This window comes from Pseudomonas sp. BF-R-24 (assembly GCF_019947335.1).
Lineage (GTDB): Bacteria > Pseudomonadota > Gammaproteobacteria > Pseudomonadales > Pseudomonadaceae > Aquipseudomonas > Aquipseudomonas jessenii.
This window is the reverse complement of the sequence record NZ_JAGYGG010000009.1, coordinates 13,732-32,473: the sequence shown is the minus strand read 5'-3', so window position 1 is coordinate 32,473 and position 18,742 is coordinate 13,732. Positions and strand designations below refer to the sequence as shown.

Genomic DNA, 18,742 nt, shown 5'->3' with positions numbered 1-18,742 from the left:
GGAATGAAAAAAGCCCCGCATCTCTCGATGCGGGGCTTTTTCATTCAACGCCTGATCAGGCAGCCGGTTCCAGCTCGGCGGCGGCGACGGCGGCAGGCACCACCGCTTGACCGCTCAACGCCAGGTCCAGCAGTTCGCGGTTGGCCACCGCGTACATGGCGTAGTCGGTGCCGCTGGCGGCACGGATTTCCACCAGCATGGCACGCCAGCGTTCGATCATGCCTTCATGCTGCTGCATCCACAGGTCCAGGCGTGTTTCCACCTCCTGGGAACCGTCGCCCTGTTGCAGGACCGAGATGGTGATCGCACGTTGCTGCCAGTCGACATCATCACGGAACGCTTCACGGGCCAGGGCCTGCCAGTTGTTTTCAACCGGCAGAGCGCTGATCTGTTGCAGGTACCAGGTGATGTCCAGTGCACTGCCCACGGCGAAGTAGGCCTTGGCCACGTCGGCAGGATCCTGGCCGGTCACGTCGGAAGCCTCGATGATCGGCAGCAGCGTATACAGGTGCGTGGTGCCCGCCACCATGCGCGCCAGCAACTCCGGCACACCGGCTTCGACGTACGCCTGATAACGGGTCTGCCAGGTTTCGCGGATCTCGCCACTGAGCAATTCGTCGAGTTTGAGGCCCAGCGCCGCCAGATGCGGACCGAAGTGCGCGACGTCACGGGCAGCGTTCTGCTCGTTGCGACGGGCACGCAGGAACCAGCGCGTGGCGCGACGGCCCAGGCGCATCAGCTCGTCCATCAGTTCCAGTTGTACGTCGGCGGAAACCTTGTAGTCCAGGTTTTCAATCTGACGGAACCAGTGCGGGAGGTGGAAAATGTCACGCACGATCACATAAGCACCGGCCACGTTCGCCGGGCTCATGCCGGTCGACTCTTTGAGTCGTTGAACGAAGGTGATACCCATGTGGTTGACCAGATCGTTGGCGATCTGGGTGCTGACGATTTCGCGCTTCAGACGGTGACGACGCATCGCCGCGGAGAACTTGCTCACCAGTGTTGGCGGGAAAGCGGTTTCCATGTCGCGGGTCAGGTAGTCGTCGTCCGGCACCAGGGAGCCCAGCAACTGCTCCTTGAGGTCGATCTTGCTGTACGAGATCAGCACCGACAGCTCGGCACGGGTCAGGCCATGACCTTCGGCGATGCGCTCGTTGATCGCTTCTTCGGCCGGCAGGAACTCGATGGCGCGATCCAGCTTGCCGCGACCTTCCAGGTCGTTCATCAGGCGCTTGTATTCGGCAATCCGCGGCAATGCGCGGCGGGCTGCCAACGACAGGGCCTGAGTCTGCTTGTAGTTGTTACCCAGCACCAGACCACCGACTTCGTCGGTCATGCTCGCCAGCAACTCATTACGTTGCTTGTCGGTCATGTCGCCGGCCTGAACCACTTCGTTGAGCAGGATCTTGATGTTCACTTCGTGGTCGGAGCAGTCCACGCCACCGGCGTTGTCGATGAAGTCGGTGTTGGAACCGCCGCCATTGAGGCCGAACTCGACGCGACCCAGTTGGGTCATGCCCAGGTTACCGCCCTCGCCCACGACTTTGCAGCGCAGTTCGTTGCCGTTCACCCGCAGTGCATCGTTGGCCTTGTCGCCGACATCGGCGTGGCTTTCGCTGCTGGCCTTGACGTAAGTACCGATACCGCCGTTCCACAACAGATCCACTGGAGCCTTGAGCAAGGCGTTGAGCAGCTCGGTCGGGGTCAGCTTGTCGGCCTGGATATCGAAGCGTTCCTGCATTTGCGGGGAAATCGCAATGCTCTTCGCGCTACGGGAGAAGATGCCGCCGCCTTCGGACATGAGGCTGGTGTCGTAGTCCGACCAGGCCGAACGTGGCAGGTCGAACAGGCGCTGACGCTCGGCGAAGCTCGACGCCGGCTCAGGGTTCGGATCGATGAAAATGTGCAGGTGGTTGAACGCTGCGACCAGTTGCAGCTTGTCGGACATCAGCAAGCCGTTACCGAACACGTCACCGGCCATGTCGCCGACACCGACCACGGTGATGCTGTCTTCCTGGACATTGATGCCGCGCTCGCGGAAGTGGCGCTGTACGCCGACCCACGCGCCCTTGGCGGTGATGCCCATTTTCTTGTGGTCGTAACCGGCCGAACCGCCGGACGCAAACGCGTCACCCAGCCAGAAACCGTAGTCGATGGCGATGCCGTTGGCGATGTCGGAGAAGGTCGCAGTGCCCTTGTCCGCCGCTACGACCAGGTACGGGTCATCGTCGTCATGACGCACGACGTTGGCCGGCGGCACCAGGGCGCCGTCCTTCAGGTTGTCGGTGATGTCCAACAGACCCGAAATGAAGATGCGGTAGCAGGCGATGCCCTCGGCCGCGATCTCGTCACGGCTGCCGCCCAGTGGCAGGCGACGCGGCAGGAAGCCGCCCTTCGCACCCACCGGCACGATCACCGAGTTCTTCACTTGCTGGGCTTTTACCAGGCCCAGGACTTCGGTACGGAAGTCTTCTTCACGGTCGGACCAGCGCAGGCCACCACGGGCCACGTTGCCGAAGCGCAGGTGCACGCCTTCGACGCGCGGCGAGTAAACGAAGATTTCGAACTTCGGTACAGGCTTGGGCAGCTCGGGAATCAAGTGCGGGTTGAACTTGAAGCTGAAGTACGACTTGTTATGGCCGTTGGCGTCAGTCTGGTAGAAGTTGGTGCGCAGGGTGGCCTTGATCAGGTCCAGGTAGCGACGCAGGATGCGGTCTTCGTTCAGTACCTGGACGTCGTCCAGGGCGCTGAGGATCGCGTGTTCCAGGCGTTGCTGCTTGTCTCCCAGATCTTCGCCGGTCAGCTTGCGCGCCAGGTAGAAACGGGTCTTGAACAACCGGGTCAGCTCGTGAGCGATGTCGGTGTGGTTGTTCAGGGTGCTGGCGATATAGCCCAGGTCGAAGCCCAGACGGATCTGCTTCATGTAGCGGGCGTAGGCACGCAGCAGCGCCACGTCGCGCCATGGCAGGCCGGCGGTCAGTACCAGACGGTTGAACCCGTCGTTCTCGGCATCGCCACGCACGATGTGGACGAATGCGTCCTGCAGCGTGTCGTTCAACTGCTGGATGTCGAGTTCCAGGCCTTCGGCGGCGGTGAACGCGAAATCGTGAATCCAGAACTCGCGGCCACTGTTGTGGCGCAGGCGATACGGGAACTCACCCAGCACGCGCAGGCCGAGGTTTTCCAGGATCGGCAGCACGTCGGACAGCGCCAGCGGGGTATCGGCGTGATACAGCTTGCAGTGCAGCATGCGCTGGCCGGAAACCTGACCCAGCGGCTGGTAGAAGCTCATCACCAGCGGATTTTTTTCGTTGAGGCTCAGCAGGTGCTGCATGTCGACCACAGCCGAGTGGGCTGCGAAACGCTCGCGGTAACCGGCCGGGAAGCCTTTCGGGAAGTCGGCCAGCACGTTGGTGCCATGGGCTTCACCGAAGCTTTCAACGGTCAGGGCGGCGTAGTCGTCCTGCCAGCTGCGGCAGGCCTGCACCACTTCTTTTTCCAGCAGCAGCGGGTCGATATCGAGGCGGTTTTTCGGGTCGACGCGCAGAATCAACTGCACGCGGGCCAGCACGGACTCGGAGAAGAAGGTCCAGAACTCGCAGTCCGAGGCTTTCAGGCGATCCATCAGCACCTGCTGGATCTTCTGGCGCACTTCGGTGGAATAGATGTCACGCGGCACGTAGGCCAGGCAGTAGCAGAAACGACCGTACGGGTCTTTGCGCAGGAACACGCGAATCTTGTTGCGCTCCTGGATCTGCACGATCGACATCACGGTGCTGAACAGCTCGTCCACCGGGGTCTGGAACAGATCGTCGCGCGGCAGCACTTCGAGCACCTGCGCCAGTTCCTTGCCCAGGTGAGCCTTGGCCTGGAAGCCGGAACGGCGTTCGATTTCCTCGACCTTGCGGCGGATGTACGGGATCACCCGCACGCTCTCGCCATAAACCGACGAGGTGTACAGGCCCATGAAACGGCATTCCTTGATGACCTTGCCGTCGGCGTCGATTTCGCGGATCGACACGTAGTCCGGGTAAGCCGGACGGTGTACACGGCTTGGGTGCGCGGCCTTGGCGAACGACAGCAGGGTCGGTTCGCGCAGGTAGTTCACGGCGTAGTCTTCGATGCGCAGGTCATCGTAGGTCAGGCCGGCACGCAGCAGCTTGGTCAGGCCGAGGAAGGAGTCCTTGTCGTAGACGATATGGCCGCCATCGGCTTCGTCGCTGACCACGAACTCTTCATAACCGAGGAAGGTGAAGTGGTTGCCCACCAGCCATTCCAGGAAGCTCTTGATTTCGTTCTTCTCGTCGCCATCGACGACGAACTGGCTGTTGTCCAGCTTGGTCAGGATGTCCTGGACCTTGGCCTTCATCGGCTCGAAATCGCCGACGGCCACGCGGACTTCACCGAGCACCTGCTCCAGCTCTTTGCTCAGCACATTGAGCTCGGCGGTGTTGGCGCAGCGGTCGATCTCCAGGTACATCAGCGACTCTTGCTGAATGTCGTCGCCCTGGGTGCCTTTAGGCAGGATTTCCAGCAACTCGCCCTTGCTGCCACGACGCACGCTCAGCACGGTGGTTTGCAGGGTATGGATGCTGTAGCCGCGGCGGTTCAGCTCGGTACGCACCGAGTCCACCAGGAAAGGCAGGTCGTGGTGCAGCACTTCGACCGCGGTATGGGTCGACTGCCAGCCGTGGCGTTCGTAATCAGGGTTGTAGACGCGCACTTGCGGCTGCGCGTGATCAAAGCGCTCAAGCATGCGCCATGCAGAAAGGGTGCAGCCAGCAAGGTCGGACAACCGACGCTGGGTCAGCTCGTCAAGGGAAATGATGCCGAAGAATTGTTCAGAAAACAGCGCCACTTGTGGCAGTGCCTGTTCACTGATGTGCTGCGCCAGTGCCGCTTGCAGTTGGTGCTGGAAGTCGGCTTTGCTGGCTGCGGTGAAGAACGCCATCTGTGGTACTCCGCTTGGGCTTGTTATTGATGAAAGCGTCGCGTGCAAAACCCCTTTCGGGGTGGTCCGTCACCCGGTTCCTGATTCTCGGGCAGAGGAAACAGGGTGACAGGTGGGTGAAGCTGGACGAGACACTCAGGTCACATTCACCTTCCGTGAATGGGCATCTGCAAAAACGACTGGACTGCGTGCAGCGCAATGTCTTTACGGGTGCTCATCCGTTGCGCAGCTTAACGAGTGCGGCAAGGCCCGTGCTTGCGGTGCTGCGACATATTCGGTCAACGGTACGCTGCTCAACGCATGCGCATCGAACAACACTAGCATTCGCACAGGAAAATGACGGTTTTCCGTCCGGTTTTACGGGACATGCGTACCAGAAATGACCAGTAACACTCTGGCCGCCCACGACCCGGTCATCGACACTCGGACAAGCAGAAATGTGCGCGGGCTGGCAGAATCGCCCGTTATTGCGTTTACCACGCTCGTCGAACCAGGAATTTCCCATGAAAATGAAAACTGCCCTCTTGATCGTCAACCCTTGCGACGACGAAGAAGACAACATGGCCATGCTCTGCTGCCACAGCGACCAGGGCGAAATGTTCCTGATGAGCCGCTACCCGGATGAAGACGAGCTGGAAATCACTCTGGACGGCGAGCCTTCGACCCTGGACGGCGTGAAAGTCACCCTAAGCCCTTCCCTGCTGAAGATCGAAATTGCGGCTGCGGATGCTGATGCGCTCAACGGCGACGATGTACTGGAAATCACCTTTGATGCCGACATGGTGGATATGGATGAAGTTGAGCTGACCTTGAAGAACATTCTTGATGGCACTGGCACCTTCATTAGCCAGCTCTGAATATCAGCGCCTGTTCCGACCTCATCGCGAGCAAGCTCGCTCCCACATTTGATTGCATGCCTCAGTGACGGCGTGGCCCCCTGTGGGAGCGAGCTTGCTCGCGATGGCGTCAGTAAGCCCGCCACAATACTGAAATGGAACGAACCTCCAACAATTTCACCCATCTTTTCCCGCACTTTGCGCAAAATGCCGTTAGTCGCCACCCCCCGCGATGGATTAAAGTAACGCCCCCAGCCCTGGCGCATTTCGAACGTCCTCGGCCACCCTTTTGCAGGAACAGTCATCGATGGAACATCGTGAAGCGCTGCTAGCGCTGCGAACCTTTCTTTCAACGCAGATTCTCGGCCAGGAAAAACTCATCGAGCGATTGCTCATCGCCCTGCTCGCCGACGGCCATATGCTGGTCGAGGGTGCTCCTGGCCTGGCCAAGACCAAGGCCATCAAAGAACTTGCCGAAGGCATCGAAGCGCAGTTCCACCGCATCCAGTTCACCCCTGACCTGTTGCCGGCCGACATTACCGGTACGGAAATCTACCGCCCGGAAACCGGCAGCTTCGTGTTCCAGCAAGGCCCGATCTTCCACAACCTGGTATTGGCGGACGAAATCAACCGTGCCCCGGCCAAGGTTCAGTCGGCCTTGCTCGAAGCCATGGGCGAGCGGCAAGTCAGTGTCGGGCGCAGCACCTATGAGCTGTCGCCGCTGTTCCTGGTGATGGCCACGCAGAACCCGATCGAGCAGGAAGGCACCTACCCGTTGCCGGAAGCCCAGCTTGACCGGTTCCTGATGCACGTGAAAATCGGCTTTCCCGATGCCACTGTCGAGCGCCGGATTCTGCAGCAAGCCCGTGGAGAAGCCCTGAACGGCGAAGCGAAGCCTGAGCGTCGGGTTACTCAACAGACGATTTTTGTCGCACGCAAGGAAATCCTCGGTCTGTACATGGCCGACGCCGTGGAGGAGTACCTGGTACAACTGGTCATGGCCACCCGCACCCCGGCCAAATTCGACCCGGAGATGGCCGAGTGGATCGCCTACGGCGCCAGCCCCCGAGGCTCGATTGCCCTGGACCGCTGCGCCCGCGCCCACGCCTGGCTGGCCGGGCGTGATTTCGTCAGCCCGGAAGACATCCAGGCCGTGCTGTTCGACGTGCTGCGCCATCGCATCATTCTTTCCTTTGAAGCCGAAGCCGCTGGCATCGATCAGGACCGTGTGGTCCAGCGGATTCTCGACGTCGTAGCCGTCGCTTGACCCCGATGAACGCCAGCCTGCCGCCCGAGCCGGGCATCCGTGTCAGCCTCGCCGACCTGATCGAGATGCGCCATCGCGTGCGCGAAGTGCAGCTGTTTTCCACGCCTGGCCAACGCAGCCCACTGATCGGCCTGCACCATTCCAAATTGCGCGGGCGTGGCGTCGACTTCGATCAGGTGCGGGTCTATCAGGCCGGCGACGATGTGCGCACCATTGACTGGCGTGTGACCGCGCGCACCCAGGAGCCTCACACCAAACTGTTCCACGAAGAACGTGAGCGACCGATTTTCATCATGGTCGAACAAAGCCACCGGCTGTTTTTCGGGTCAGGCCTGATGTTCAAGTCGGTGCTCGCCGCCCAGGCCGCGAGCCTGATCGGTTGGGCAGCCCTGGGCCACAACGACCGGGTCGGCGGGCTGGTGTATGGCGACAATGAGCACTATGAAATCAAGCCTCGGCGCAGCAAGCAAAGCCTGCTGCAGTTGCTCAACCGGCTGGTGCGGGTCAACCGGTCGCTGACCACCGAGGGCGAGCCGGACCGCGACGCCTTTGGCATTGCCTTGCGCCGAGCGCGTGAGGTGTCACGTCCGGGCAGCCTTGTCATTGTGATTTGCGACGAACGCGCGCTATCGGAAAGCGCCGAGCAACAGCTGAGCCTCTTATCGCGTCATTGCGACCTGTTGCTGCTGCCGGTATCCGATCCGCTGGATCATGCCCTGCCCGCCGCCGGTCTTTTACGTTTCGCCGAGCGTGGAGCGCAATTGGAACTCGATACGCTGAATTTCGACCTGCGCCAGGCTTACCGGGCCCAGGCTGAAGCGCGTATCGCGCGCTGGGAGCTGCTCGCGCAAAAACTGCGGGTGCTGATGATGCCGTTGAGCACTCAGAGCGAGATGGTCGAGCAACTGCGCGAATACCTGAACCCACAGAAACCGGGGAAAGGTCGATGAGCAGCCTTGATCAACTGCAACCACTGATATCCCCGCCACCGGTGGAATTCTGGCCTCCGGCACCAGGTTGGTGGTTGCTGCTTCTGTTGGTGCCGCTGATCGGTTTGGGCCTGTGGAAGCTGCGTCGTTTTATTCCGGACAGGCGCCCCGTGGTGCGTGCAGAACAGCCGCTTGACCCGGTGCGTCTTGCCGCCCTGGCGGAGCTGGCCTTGATGCCCAAACCCTACGACGGTGCGCCGGCCGGTGCCTGGCTGCAGCAACTCAACGGTTTGCTCAAACGCCTGTGCCGCAACCACTACCCCTACAGCCAGAGCCACACCCTCAACGGGCGAAAATGGCTGGCGTTCCTCGACAATCGCTGCCCGGCCGCCGGCCTGACTCGCTGGATGGTGCTGGTCGAAGGCGCCTACAAACCCGAATGCAAACTCGACGACAAGGCCATCGCCGGCCTGACCCAGGCCGTCGACACATGGATTCGCAAGCATGTTTGAGTTCGCCTGGCCGTGGATTTTCGCCCTTCTGCCGCTGCCGTGGCTGATGCGCATCGTATTGCCGGTGGCCGACAGTGGCGAACCGGCGCTCAAGGTCAGCTTCCTCAGCGACCTGGAAGGCCTCGCCGGGCGTCGCGCCCGGGCCAATCTGCCAGCATGGCGCCAGCAGGCACCGTTCATAGTGCTGTGGCTGTTGCTGCTGGTCGCGGCGGCCCGCCCGCAATGGCTCGGCGAACCCTTGCCGATTGCCGCCAGTGGCCGTGACTTGCTGGTGGCGGTGGACGTTTCCGGCTCCATGGACTTCCCTGACATGCAGTGGCAGGACGAAGAAGTCAGCCGACTGGCGTTGGTCCAGCACCTGCTCGGCGATTTCCTCGAAAGCCGCGAAGGTGACCGGGTCGGCCTGATCCTGTTCGGTAGCCAGGCCTACCTGCAGGCGCCGCTGACCTTCGACCGCCACACCGTGCGCGTCTGGCTCGATGAAGCGCGTATCGGCATTGCCGGCAAAAACACCGCCATCGGCGATGCTATCGGCCTGGCCCTCAAGCGCCTGCGCTCGCGTCCGGCAACAAGCCGCGTGCTGATTCTGGTCACCGACGGCGCCAACAATGGCGGTGAAATCGACCCGCTCACCGCAGCCCGGCTGGCGGCCAAGGAAGGCGTGAAAATCTATCCGATCGGCATTGGCGCCGATCCAGAGGAAAGCGGCTCCGTGGGTTTCCTCGGCGTGAACCCGAGCCTGGACCTCGACGAGCCGGCCCTCAAGGCCATCGCCGAAGTCACCGGCGGTCAGTACTTCCGCGCCCACGATGGCAAGGAACTGCAATCGATCAAGGACACCCTTGACCAACTGGAGCCCGTGGCCCAGCAACCGACCCAGGCCCGCCCGGCCCAAGCGCTGTATCACTGGCCGCTGGCCCTGGCGCTGTGGTTGAGCATGCTGCTGCTGGCCCCCGTACTCTGGCCGGACAACCCGTTGCAACGCCTGTTTACCAGGGATCTGTTTTTGCAAACGCAATTGCTGCCCGACTGGCGCCAGCGTCTCAAACGCCTGCGCCTGCGGAGGCGCCGATGAGTGTACTGTGGCCGTACTGGTTCCGCCCCTGGTGGCTGCTGTTGCTGCCGGTGCTTGGCTGGTTGCTCTGGCAACTCTGGCACCGCAAGAAGCGCGCCGGGCGCTGGCAAATGATCCTGCCTGCGGCCTTTCACACGACATTGCTCAGCGGTGGCAGTGGACGTGACAGTAAATTGCCCTGGATCGCCCTCGGTCTCGCGTGGCTGTTGACCGTGCTCGCCCTGCTGGGTCCGGGCTGGCAGCGTGTCGAGCAGACCAGTCAAAAGCCCGCCGATCCGCTGGTGGTGATTCTCGAGCTGACCCCGGAGATGCTCGCCACCGACGTCACACCCAACCGACTCGAACAGGCACGACGCAAGGTGCTTGATCTGCTGCAGATTCGCAGCGACGCGCAAACCGCCATCGTCGTCTACGCCGGCAGTGCCCACACACTGGTGCCGCTGTCAGATGATCTTTCCACCAGCCGCAATCTGTTGGATGCACTGAAACCGTCGTTGATGCCAGCGGCCGGTCATCGCGCCGATCTGGCGGTGCTCAAGGCCCTGGCGCTGCTCGAACAGGCTGCTTTGGGCGATGGCCGGATCCTTCTGATTGGATCGTCCCTGACCGAGCAGGAGCGGCTGGGCATCCGTCGCGCGCTGAACGGCAAATCGACTCAATTTTTGATGCTCGGCATCGGCACCGCCGAAGGCTCGCCGATCACCCAGGAAGACGGCAGCTTCCTCAAGGATGAACAAGGCGCCATTCTCGTGCCGCGCCTGGATGAGCCCGGCTTGAAAAATTTTGCCAACGACCTGGATGGGCGCTATCGCCAGGCGCGCCTGGACGATAGCGACCTGCACGCCCTTGGCCTGCTCGACGGTCCACGCCACTTGCGCAACGACGGTCAGACCTTGCGCCTGGACACATGGGCCGATCAGGGGTACTGGCTGCTGCTGCCACTGCTGCTGCTCGCGGCCTGCGCGGGGCGTCGCGGTTGGCTGTTGTGCCTGCCGCTGCTATTGGCGCTGCCTCAACCGAGCTACGCCTTCGACCTCGCAGACCTTTGGTTGCGTCCGGATCAACAAGGCTCGCATTTACTCAAGCAGAAACGCCCCGCCGAGGCCTCCCGACGCTTCGAAAGCCATCAGTGGCAAGGCGTGGCGCTCTATGAGGCCGGCGACTACGCAGGCGCCGCCGAGCGGTTTGCCGAAGGCGACGATGCCCACTCCCACTACAATCGAGGCAATGCCCTGGCCAAAAGCGGTGAGCTGGAGGCAGCCCTGGACGCTTACGAACAGGCACTGGAACGTCAACCGGACTTGCGTCCGGCACTGACCAACAAGGCGCTGGTCGAACGCCTGCTCAAGGAGAAAAATACTCCTCCTGAGCCAGACGCCGCCAGCAACGCCCGGCCCGAAGCCGAATCGCCGGAGCCACCGCCCGGTGCCGCCGCCCAACCCTCGAGCAGCGGCGAACCGAAAACCGAGGGGCAACCGAGCCGCCCGGGTGAGGAACAACCACCCACCACACCGCCGAAACCGGGGGGCAACGAGGTTCCGGGCAGCGAACTGGGTGACGAACAACACACCACACCGCCCTTGCGCCCGGCCACCGACAGTATCGAAGGTGAGCAGCGCCAGGCACTGGAGCAATGGCTGCGACAGATCCCGGATGACCCCGGTGAACTGCTCAGGCGCAAATTCTGGTACGAACAGCAACAACATCAGGATCAGGAAGAAACTCGATGACCCGCTTCACCGTTTTATTGCTCGCGCTGCTGCATGGCCTGTTGTTCTGCACCGTTCAGGCACAGGCAGCAGAACTGGTCGCCAGTGTTGATCGCAGTCGCCTGAGCTCAGGCGAGACGGTCGAGCTGACCCTGGAATCCAGCGATGTCACTCAGTTCGGCAAACCGGACCTGGCGGCGCTGGAGCCGTTGTTCGAAGTGCGCGGCACACGCCAGGTCAACCAGCTGAACACCCTGAGCGGAGAAAACCAGGCCACCACCCGCTGGATCGTCACCCTCCTGCCCCGGCAAAACGGCAGCGTGGTGATTCCGTCATTGCAACTGGGGGAACTGCAGAGCCAGCCGATCACCCTGCAAGTGGTCGAGAGCGAAACACCGGACAACCCGAACCAGCGGGCCGCGGTGTTCATCGATGCCAGCCTCGATCAAACCAGCGTGTACGTGCAGGCCCAGGCGGTCCTGACCCTGCGCATCTACCATTCGGTGTCGCTGTACGACGACAGCAGCCTGCCACCCTTGCAGATACCTGACGCACGCATCGAACAATTGGGCGACTCACGCACCTACGAAAAGGACATCGACGGCCTGCGCCATGGCGTGATCGAAATGCGCTACGCGATCTACCCGCAACACAGCGGCGAACTGATCATTCCGGCACAGGTCTTCAACGCCGCGCTGGTCGACCCACAACCGGTACAGGACGCAGCCCAGGGGCCAAAAGCCGGCAAGCTGATGCGCGTCACCTCGGCCGAACTGCTGTTGACGGTCAAGGCCAAACCCCTCACCTATCCGGCCGACGCGCCCTGGCTGCCTGCCCGCAGCCTGACCCTGAGCGAAATCTGGAACCCGGAGCCGGATCACACTCAGGTCGGCGATTCGCTGACCCGCAGCCTGACGGTGAAGGCCGAAGGCTTGTCCAGCACCCAACTGCCACCGCTACCCGGCACCGATGTCGGCGGCCTGCGCCGCTACCCGGATCAACCGGTGCTCGGCAACCAGAACAGCGAACGCGGCCTGGTCGGCAGTCGTGAAGACCGCGAGGCCCTGGTGCCGACAAGGACCGGCGCCATCGAGCTGCCCACCGTCGACGTGATCTGGTGGAACACCTTCGAAGATCATCTGGAACACAGCAGCCTGCCTGCTCGCACGCTGCACGTGGTGGCCAATCCGAGCCTGCTGGCCGACACCCCGGCCGGCGCCTCACCGGTCGATGTAGGCGCCAACAGCGAAGCACTCTGGCGCTGGAAGCTCAGTACCTTGATCCTGGCCTGCACCACCCTGCTCGGCTTTGGCCTCTGGTGGCGTGGCCGCTGGCAACCGGCGGTGGCGCGTGTCGCTCAAACCGGCCCGAGCCCGCGCACCGTGCTCGATGACCTCAAGCGCGCCTGCCAGGCCAACGACTCCCACGCCACCCGCCAGGCCCTCGACGCCTGGGCCCGCCAGCAGCCGGAAACCCTGGCCGACATGGCCGCCCGCTTCGTACCTCTGTCCGACGCCCTCGACGGCCTGAACGGCGCGCTGTACAGCGAAACCGGCCAGTACTGGCAAGGTGACGAACTGTGGCGGGCGATCAAGGCGATCCCGATGGCCGAACGGGTTCAGGACCCTGTCGGTGACAGTGGGTTGCCGCCGCTTTATCCCAAGTAAACACCGACCTGGCGACAAAGATGCATTTGTGGCGAGGGGGCTTGCCCCTGTTCGGGCGCGAAGCGGCCGTAAATCCGGGTGGCTCGGTGTACCAGGAAAAACCTGGGGCCGCTCCGCAGCCCAACGGGGGCAAGCCCCCTCGCCACAGGCAGCCGTCCTCGCCACAGAACTCCCTGCCATAAGAAGTTTGGTGTGCAACCACACCCGACCGGTTTACCAGTAAACTCTTCCCCCTTTCGCCGCCTTCATTTTTCACGCGGCCATTACCTATTTTGTAGCGGAGTTCGCCTTGCGCTTGTTTCACACCTCCGACTGGCACCTCGGGCAGAACCTGCACGGCCAGGATCGCGATTTCGAACACGGCTGTTTTCTCGAGTGGCTGTTGCGTCAATTGAAGCTCGACCAGCCGGATGTGCTGTTGATTGCCGGCGATATCTTCGACACGGTCAATCCGCCGGTCAAAGCCCAGGAGCGTCTCTACGACTTCATCGTCAGCGCCCACGAACAGCAGCCGTTGCTGACCATCGTGATGATTGCCGGCAACCACGACTCCGGCTCGCGGATCGAACTGCCCGCGCCGTTGATGCGCCGCTTGCGCACTCACGCGCTCGGTCGTGTGTTGTGGCTGGATGACGGGCAACTGGATGCCGAGCGTTTGCTGTTGCCGCTGCCGGATGCCAAGGGCAAAACCGTCGCCTGGTGCCTGGCGCTGCCGTTCCTGCGCCCTGCCGAAGTCACCGGCGCGCATCTGGGCGACAACTACCTGCGTGGCATTGGCCAAGTCCATGAATGGCTGATCGAGGCGGCGAACGCAAAGCGCAAGAAAGGCCAGGCACTGATCGCCATCAGTCACGCGCACATGGCGGGCGGTTCGGTGTCGGAAGACTCGGAGCGCAGCCTGATCATCGGCAATGCCGAAGCCCTGCCCGCCAGCCTGTTCGGGCCGAGCATCAGTTATGTGGCCCTCGGTCACTTGCACAAGCCGCAGAAGGTCAACGGCGAAGAACGCATCCGCTACAGCGGCTCGCCGATTCCGTTGTCGTTCTCCGAGATCAGCTATCAGCACCAGATCCTCGACATCAAACTCGATGGCGAAACCCTGGTCAGCGTCGAGCCGAAACTGATCCCCCGCGCGGTCAACCTGCAACGCATCGGCCCGGCGCCATTGAGCGAGATCCTGGTGCAACTGGCGGACCTGCCGAACATCGACCTGTTGGCCGACATCCAGCGCCAGCCATGGCTGGAGGTGCGGGTGCGCCTCGACGAACCGCAGCCCGACCTGCGCAATCAAGTGGAAACCGCCCTGCAAGGCAAGGCCGTGCGCCTGGTGCGCATCGCCGCCGAGTACGCCGGCAACGACGGCCGTGACGGTGTCGACGAAGGCAGCGCGCTGATCGAACTGGACCAACTCACGCCTCAGGAACTGTTCAGCCGCGCCTGGCAGGACAACTACGGCAGCGAGGTCGACGAACAGACCCTCAAGGACTTTGCCGAGCTGTTGCAGGACGTGCAGATGGAGAGCGAACAACCATGAAAATCCTCGCGATCCGCCTGAAAAACCTCGCCTCCCTGGCCGGGCCATTTGAAATCGACTTCACTGCCGAACCCCTGGCCAGTGCCGGACTGTTCGCCATCACCGGCCCCACCGGCGCTGGTAAAAGCACCTTGCTCGATGCCCTGTGCCTGGCGCTGTTTGGCGCCGTACCGCGCCTGAACAACACCGGGCGCGACGCCAAGGTGCCGGACGCCGACGGCGAAATCGCTACCGGCGACCCGCGCACCCTGCTGCGTCGCGGCACGGGTGAAGGCTATGCGGAAGTGGATTTCGTCGGCGTCGACGGCCGCCGCTACCGCGCCCGCTGGGAGGCCAATCGCGCCCGGGACAAGGCCGCTGGCAAGCTGCAGGCCAGCCGCCAGAGCTTGCGTGACATCGATCAGGATCAATTGCTCGCCAGCCAGAAAGGCGAATACAAGACTCAGCTCGAAGCCGCGCTGGGGCTGAATTTCGAACAGTTCACCCGCGCGGTAATGTTGGCGCAAAGCGAGTTCAGCGCGTTTCTCAAGGCCGACGACAACGACCGCAGCGAACTGCTGGAAAAACTCACCGATACCGCGCTCTACACTCGCCTCGGTCGTCGGGCCTTCGACAAGACCAAGGAGGCCCGCGAGACGCACAAGCTGCTGCAGGATCAGGCCAGCGGGGTAACGCCGCTGTCACCTGAAGCTCGCGCCGAACTGGATGAGCGCTTCAGCCAGGCGCAGCAACAACTCAAGACCCAACAGGCACAACTCAAGCAGCTTGAACTGCAGGACACCTGGCTCAAGGACCTGCGTCGATTGCAGGACGAGCATCTGGCCGCCAGCGAACAACTGCAATCGGCGCAGACCCACTGGGAGGCCTTGGCCAGCGAGCGGTTGAGGCTCACCCGTCTCGAACAGCTGGCCCCGCAACGGCACCAGTTCGCCCGTAAAGCCGAGGTCGACGCGCTGCTGACACCCTTGGCGGCGCAAATTGCCTTGCAGACGCAGCAACATGGCGAACTCGGTGAGCGCCAGACGCTGCTTGAGCAACAGCTCGGCAGCGCCCGGATCGCCTTGAGCGAAACCCAACAGCGACAAGCCGACAGCGCACCGTTACTGCGTCAGGCCTTCGAAGCCCAAAGCACCCTCGCCCGCCTGGCCAAGGACACCGCCCTCAGCGCCGAAGCCAGGCAACAGGCGCAACAGGCCTGCACCCAAGGCCAGGGCACGATTGAGGCCTTGCTCAGTCAGCAAGCCCGAGGCGCCGGGGACTTGCAGCGCATCGCCACGGGGCTTGAGCAAAGCACGCATCTGGCACCGCTGAGCGATGCCTGGAATGCCTATCGCGACCGGCTGCAACAGTTGATGCTGATCGGCAATCGACTGAATCAGGGCCAGGCCGAACTGGCCAGCCTCGAACAAAACGCCGCGAGCACCGACCAGGCGCTCACCGCGCAGAAGCAGCAACTGGAGGTGCTGTTCAAGGAGGCCGGTGCCGAACCGGATGCCGTCGCCGAACAGATCGGCATCCTGGGTAGCCTGTTGCAGGACAACCGCAAGCAACTGCGCGCCGTCGAAGACCTTGCGCGCCTGTGGGCCAGCCGGCAGGACCTGGACAAACGCAGCGCCGAGCTGCAACAGCGCCAGCTCACCGCGCAGCAGGAGCGCGAACGCCTGACCCAGGACGGGGTCAAGGCCAAGGCTGATCTGAGCGTTGCCGAACAGACCCTCAACGTTACTCGCGAACTGCTGGAGCGTCAGCGTCTGGCGCGCAGTGCCAGTGTCGAAGAGCTGCGCGCGCAGTTGCAGGACGATCAGCCATGTCCGGTCTGCGGCAGCAACGAGCATCCCTATCATCAGCCGGAAGCCCTGCTGCAAAGCCTCGGTCGTTTTGATGAAAGCGAACAGGCCAACGCGCAAAAGGCCGTCGACCTGCTCAAGGAAAAACTCACTGACCTGCGTGCCGAAGTCGGCGGGCTGATCGCCCAGCAAAAGGAACTGCTGCAACAGCAGGAGCAACTGGCGACCCAGCAGCAAGCCCTCGCTCCGAGCCTGGAAGCGCACCCGCTGGCGGCCCAACTGCTGAATCAGGATGCCGCCAAACGCGATGCCTGGCTCGTCCAGCAAAACAGTCAGCTCAACCAAAGCATCAACCAGGACGAGCAACGGCAGAGCGCGCTGCTCACCCTGCAACAGGATGCCGCACGCCTGACCCAGCAACTGCGCCATGCCGAAACCGCGCACCAGCAAGCGGCCCAGCACCTGAGCAATCAACAGCGCGAATTGAACAACGACCGCCAGCGTCTGGACGAAGAACTCAAGGCATTCGCCAACCTGCTGCCGGCCGAAACCCTGCAAGCGCTGCGCGTCGAACCGGCCGCGACCTTCCTGCAGCTCGACCGGCAGATCGCCGAGCGCCTGGCGCAACTCGAACAACAAAAGGAAGAACTGGCCGAGCAGCAACAGCGCCAGCAACACCTGGAGAAGGAACAGGATCGCCAGCAAAGCCGCGTGCAGCAATTGCAGGCCGCCGAACAGCAATTCACCGGGCTGGCCGAGCAGCAACAGGCGAGCCAGCACACACTCGGGCAATTACTCGGCGAACACAGCAGCGCCGAGCATTGGCAGCAGCAACTGGAACAGACCGTGGAACAGGCACGCAGCGCCGAAGCCAGCACTGCGCAGACGTTGCAAAGCGTCGTCACGCAGTCAGTGCAAATCGCCGCCGAGCTCAAGGCCCAGCGCGAACGCTTGCATGCACTGGAAGGCGAAGAACTTGAGCTCGCCGGCAAGATCGGCGACTGGCGTGCCCGTCATCCCGAGCTGGATGACGGCGGCCTGGAAAACCTGTTGAGCGTCGACGACACCCAGGTCAGCGAACTGCGCCAGCGCTTGCAGCACAGCGAGAAAGCCATCGAACAGGCCAACGTCCTGGTACAGGAGCGCAACAAACACCTGCTCAATCATCAGGCACAACAGAACGGCAACCTCGATGCCGAGCAATTGGCCAGTGCGCTGATCGACCTGCAAAACCTCGCTGCCGCCAGCGAGCAACACTGCGCCGAACTGCGCGCCGAGCAAGCCGAGGACCAGCGCCGGCAGAACGCCAATCAGGCCCTGGCGCAGCAGATTGCCGACGCCTACAACGAGTATCAACGCTGGGCACGCCTGAATGCGTTGATCGGCTCCGCCACCGGCGACACCTTCCGCAAGATCGCCCAGGCCTACAACCTCGACCTGCTGGTGCATCACGCCAACGTGCAATTGCGCCAACTGGTGCGCCGCTATCGCCTCAAGCGCGGCGGCAGCATGCTCGGGTTGCTGGTGATGGACACGGAAATGGGCGACGAACTGCGCTCGGTACACTCACTGTCCGGTGGCGAGACCTTCCTGGTGTCACTGGCGCTGGCCCTCGGTTTGGCGTCGATGGCGTCAAGCACGTTGAAAATCGAGTCGCTGTTCATCGACGAAGGCTTCGGCAGCCTCGATCCCGAATCCCTGCAACTGGCCATGGATGCCCTCGACGGCTTGCAGGCCCAGGGCCGCAAGGTCGCGGTGATTTCCCACGTACAGGAAATGCATGAACGTATTCCGGTGCAGATTCAGGTCCAGCGCCAGGGCAACGGCCTGAGTACCCTGGAGGTGAAATGAACACGCTGTATTCCTTCCGCCGCTGCCCGTACGCCATGCGCGCACGCATGGCCCTGCGTTATTCGGGAGTGGCCGTGGACATCGTCGAAGTCAGCCTGAAGGCCAAGCCCGCCGAGATGCTCGCACTGTCGGGCAAAGGCACGGTCCCGGTACTGAGCGCCGATGGCCGGGTGATCGACGAAAGCCTCGACATCATGCGCTGGGCCCTGGCTCAGAACGATCCACAGGACTGGTTGCTTAAGGATGATCCTGTCGCAGCGGAGCAAATCGCCTCTTTGATTGAACAGAACGATCAGGTGTTCAAGGTGCACTTGAATCGCTACAAGTACGCCGAGCGTTATCCCGAGCAGCCGATGGAGGTTTATCGCAGCGAGGGTGAGGTGTTCCTGCGCAGTCTGGATCAGTTGCTGGAAGGCCGCGACTATTTGCTGGCGGACCATCCGAGCCTGGCGGATGTGGCGTTGATGCCGTTTGTACGGCAGTTTGCGCATGTGGATCGCGAGTGGTTCGGGCAGACGCCTTACCTGCGCTTGCAGGCATGGCTACAGCGGCTTTTGGAGTCGGACCTGTTCACATCAATCATGAAGAAATAACCATCCCCTGTAGGAGCCAGCTTGCTGG

11 protein-coding genes are annotated in these 18,742 nt (G+C 62.4%); 10 read left to right on the top strand and 1 reads right to left on the bottom strand.

Annotation, left to right across the window (positions count from 1 at the left end; all coding sequences use genetic code 11):
- Window positions 1-55: 55 nt before the first annotated feature.
- Window positions 56-4,954, bottom strand: a complete 4,899-nt coding sequence (locus KGA98_RS09640) for an NAD-glutamate dehydrogenase (RefSeq protein ID WP_223502185.1) — start codon at window positions 4,952-4,954, stop codon at window positions 56-58.
- Window positions 4,955-5,457: 503 nt separating this feature from the next.
- On the opposite strand from KGA98_RS09640, the gene KGA98_RS09635 reads away from it, so the two are divergent.
- From KGA98_RS09635 to KGA98_RS09590, 10 genes are all read left to right on the top strand, one after another.
- The gene (locus KGA98_RS09635; RefSeq protein WP_057715001.1) at window positions 5,458-5,811 is read left to right on the top strand and encodes a hypothetical protein; all 354 of its coding nucleotides are present in this window, start codon (window positions 5,458-5,460) and stop codon (window positions 5,809-5,811) included.
- A gap of 286 nt (window positions 5,812-6,097) precedes the next feature.
- Window positions 6,098-7,057: an AAA family ATPase gene (locus KGA98_RS09630; RefSeq protein ID WP_057715002.1), complete on the top strand. Its 960-nt coding sequence runs from the start codon at window positions 6,098-6,100 to the stop codon at window positions 7,055-7,057.
- Window positions 7,058-7,062: 5 nt separating this feature from the next.
- The gene (locus KGA98_RS09625; protein WP_057715003.1) at window positions 7,063-8,007 is read left to right on the top strand and encodes a DUF58 domain-containing protein; all 945 of its coding nucleotides are present in this window, start codon (window positions 7,063-7,065) and stop codon (window positions 8,005-8,007) included.
- Window positions 8,004-8,498, top strand: a complete 495-nt coding sequence (locus KGA98_RS09620; protein ID WP_057715004.1) for a DUF4381 domain-containing protein — start codon at window positions 8,004-8,006, stop codon at window positions 8,496-8,498. Before KGA98_RS09625 ends, KGA98_RS09620 begins: the two co-directional genes overlap by 4 nt.
- Window positions 8,491-9,573, top strand: a complete 1,083-nt coding sequence (locus KGA98_RS09615) for a vWA domain-containing protein (protein ID WP_223502184.1) — start codon at window positions 8,491-8,493, stop codon at window positions 9,571-9,573. The genes KGA98_RS09620 and KGA98_RS09615 overlap by 8 nt, the downstream gene beginning before the upstream one ends.
- On the top strand, window positions 9,570-11,303 hold the full coding sequence (locus tag KGA98_RS09610; RefSeq protein WP_223502183.1) for a VWA domain-containing protein: 1,734 nt from the start codon (window positions 9,570-9,572) through the stop codon (window positions 11,301-11,303). Before KGA98_RS09615 ends, KGA98_RS09610 begins: the two co-directional genes overlap by 4 nt.
- Window positions 11,300-12,949: a BatD family protein gene (locus tag KGA98_RS09605; protein ID WP_154908946.1), complete on the top strand. Its 1,650-nt coding sequence runs from the start codon at window positions 11,300-11,302 to the stop codon at window positions 12,947-12,949. The genes KGA98_RS09610 and KGA98_RS09605 overlap by 4 nt, the downstream gene beginning before the upstream one ends.
- A 289-nt stretch (window positions 12,950-13,238) precedes the next feature.
- The gene (locus KGA98_RS09600) at window positions 13,239-14,483 is read left to right on the top strand and encodes an exonuclease SbcCD subunit D C-terminal domain-containing protein (RefSeq protein ID WP_223502182.1); all 1,245 of its coding nucleotides are present in this window, start codon (window positions 13,239-13,241) and stop codon (window positions 14,481-14,483) included.
- Window positions 14,480-18,121, top strand: a complete 3,642-nt coding sequence (locus tag KGA98_RS09595; protein ID WP_223502181.1) for an AAA family ATPase — start codon at window positions 14,480-14,482, stop codon at window positions 18,119-18,121. The genes KGA98_RS09600 and KGA98_RS09595 overlap by 4 nt, the downstream gene beginning before the upstream one ends.
- A complete protein-coding gene (locus KGA98_RS09590; RefSeq protein ID WP_223502180.1) occupies window positions 18,118-18,714 on the top strand; it encodes a glutathione S-transferase in 597 nt (198 codons plus the stop codon). Before KGA98_RS09595 ends, KGA98_RS09590 begins: the two co-directional genes overlap by 4 nt.
- The last annotated feature ends 28 nt before the right edge of the window (window positions 18,715-18,742 follow it).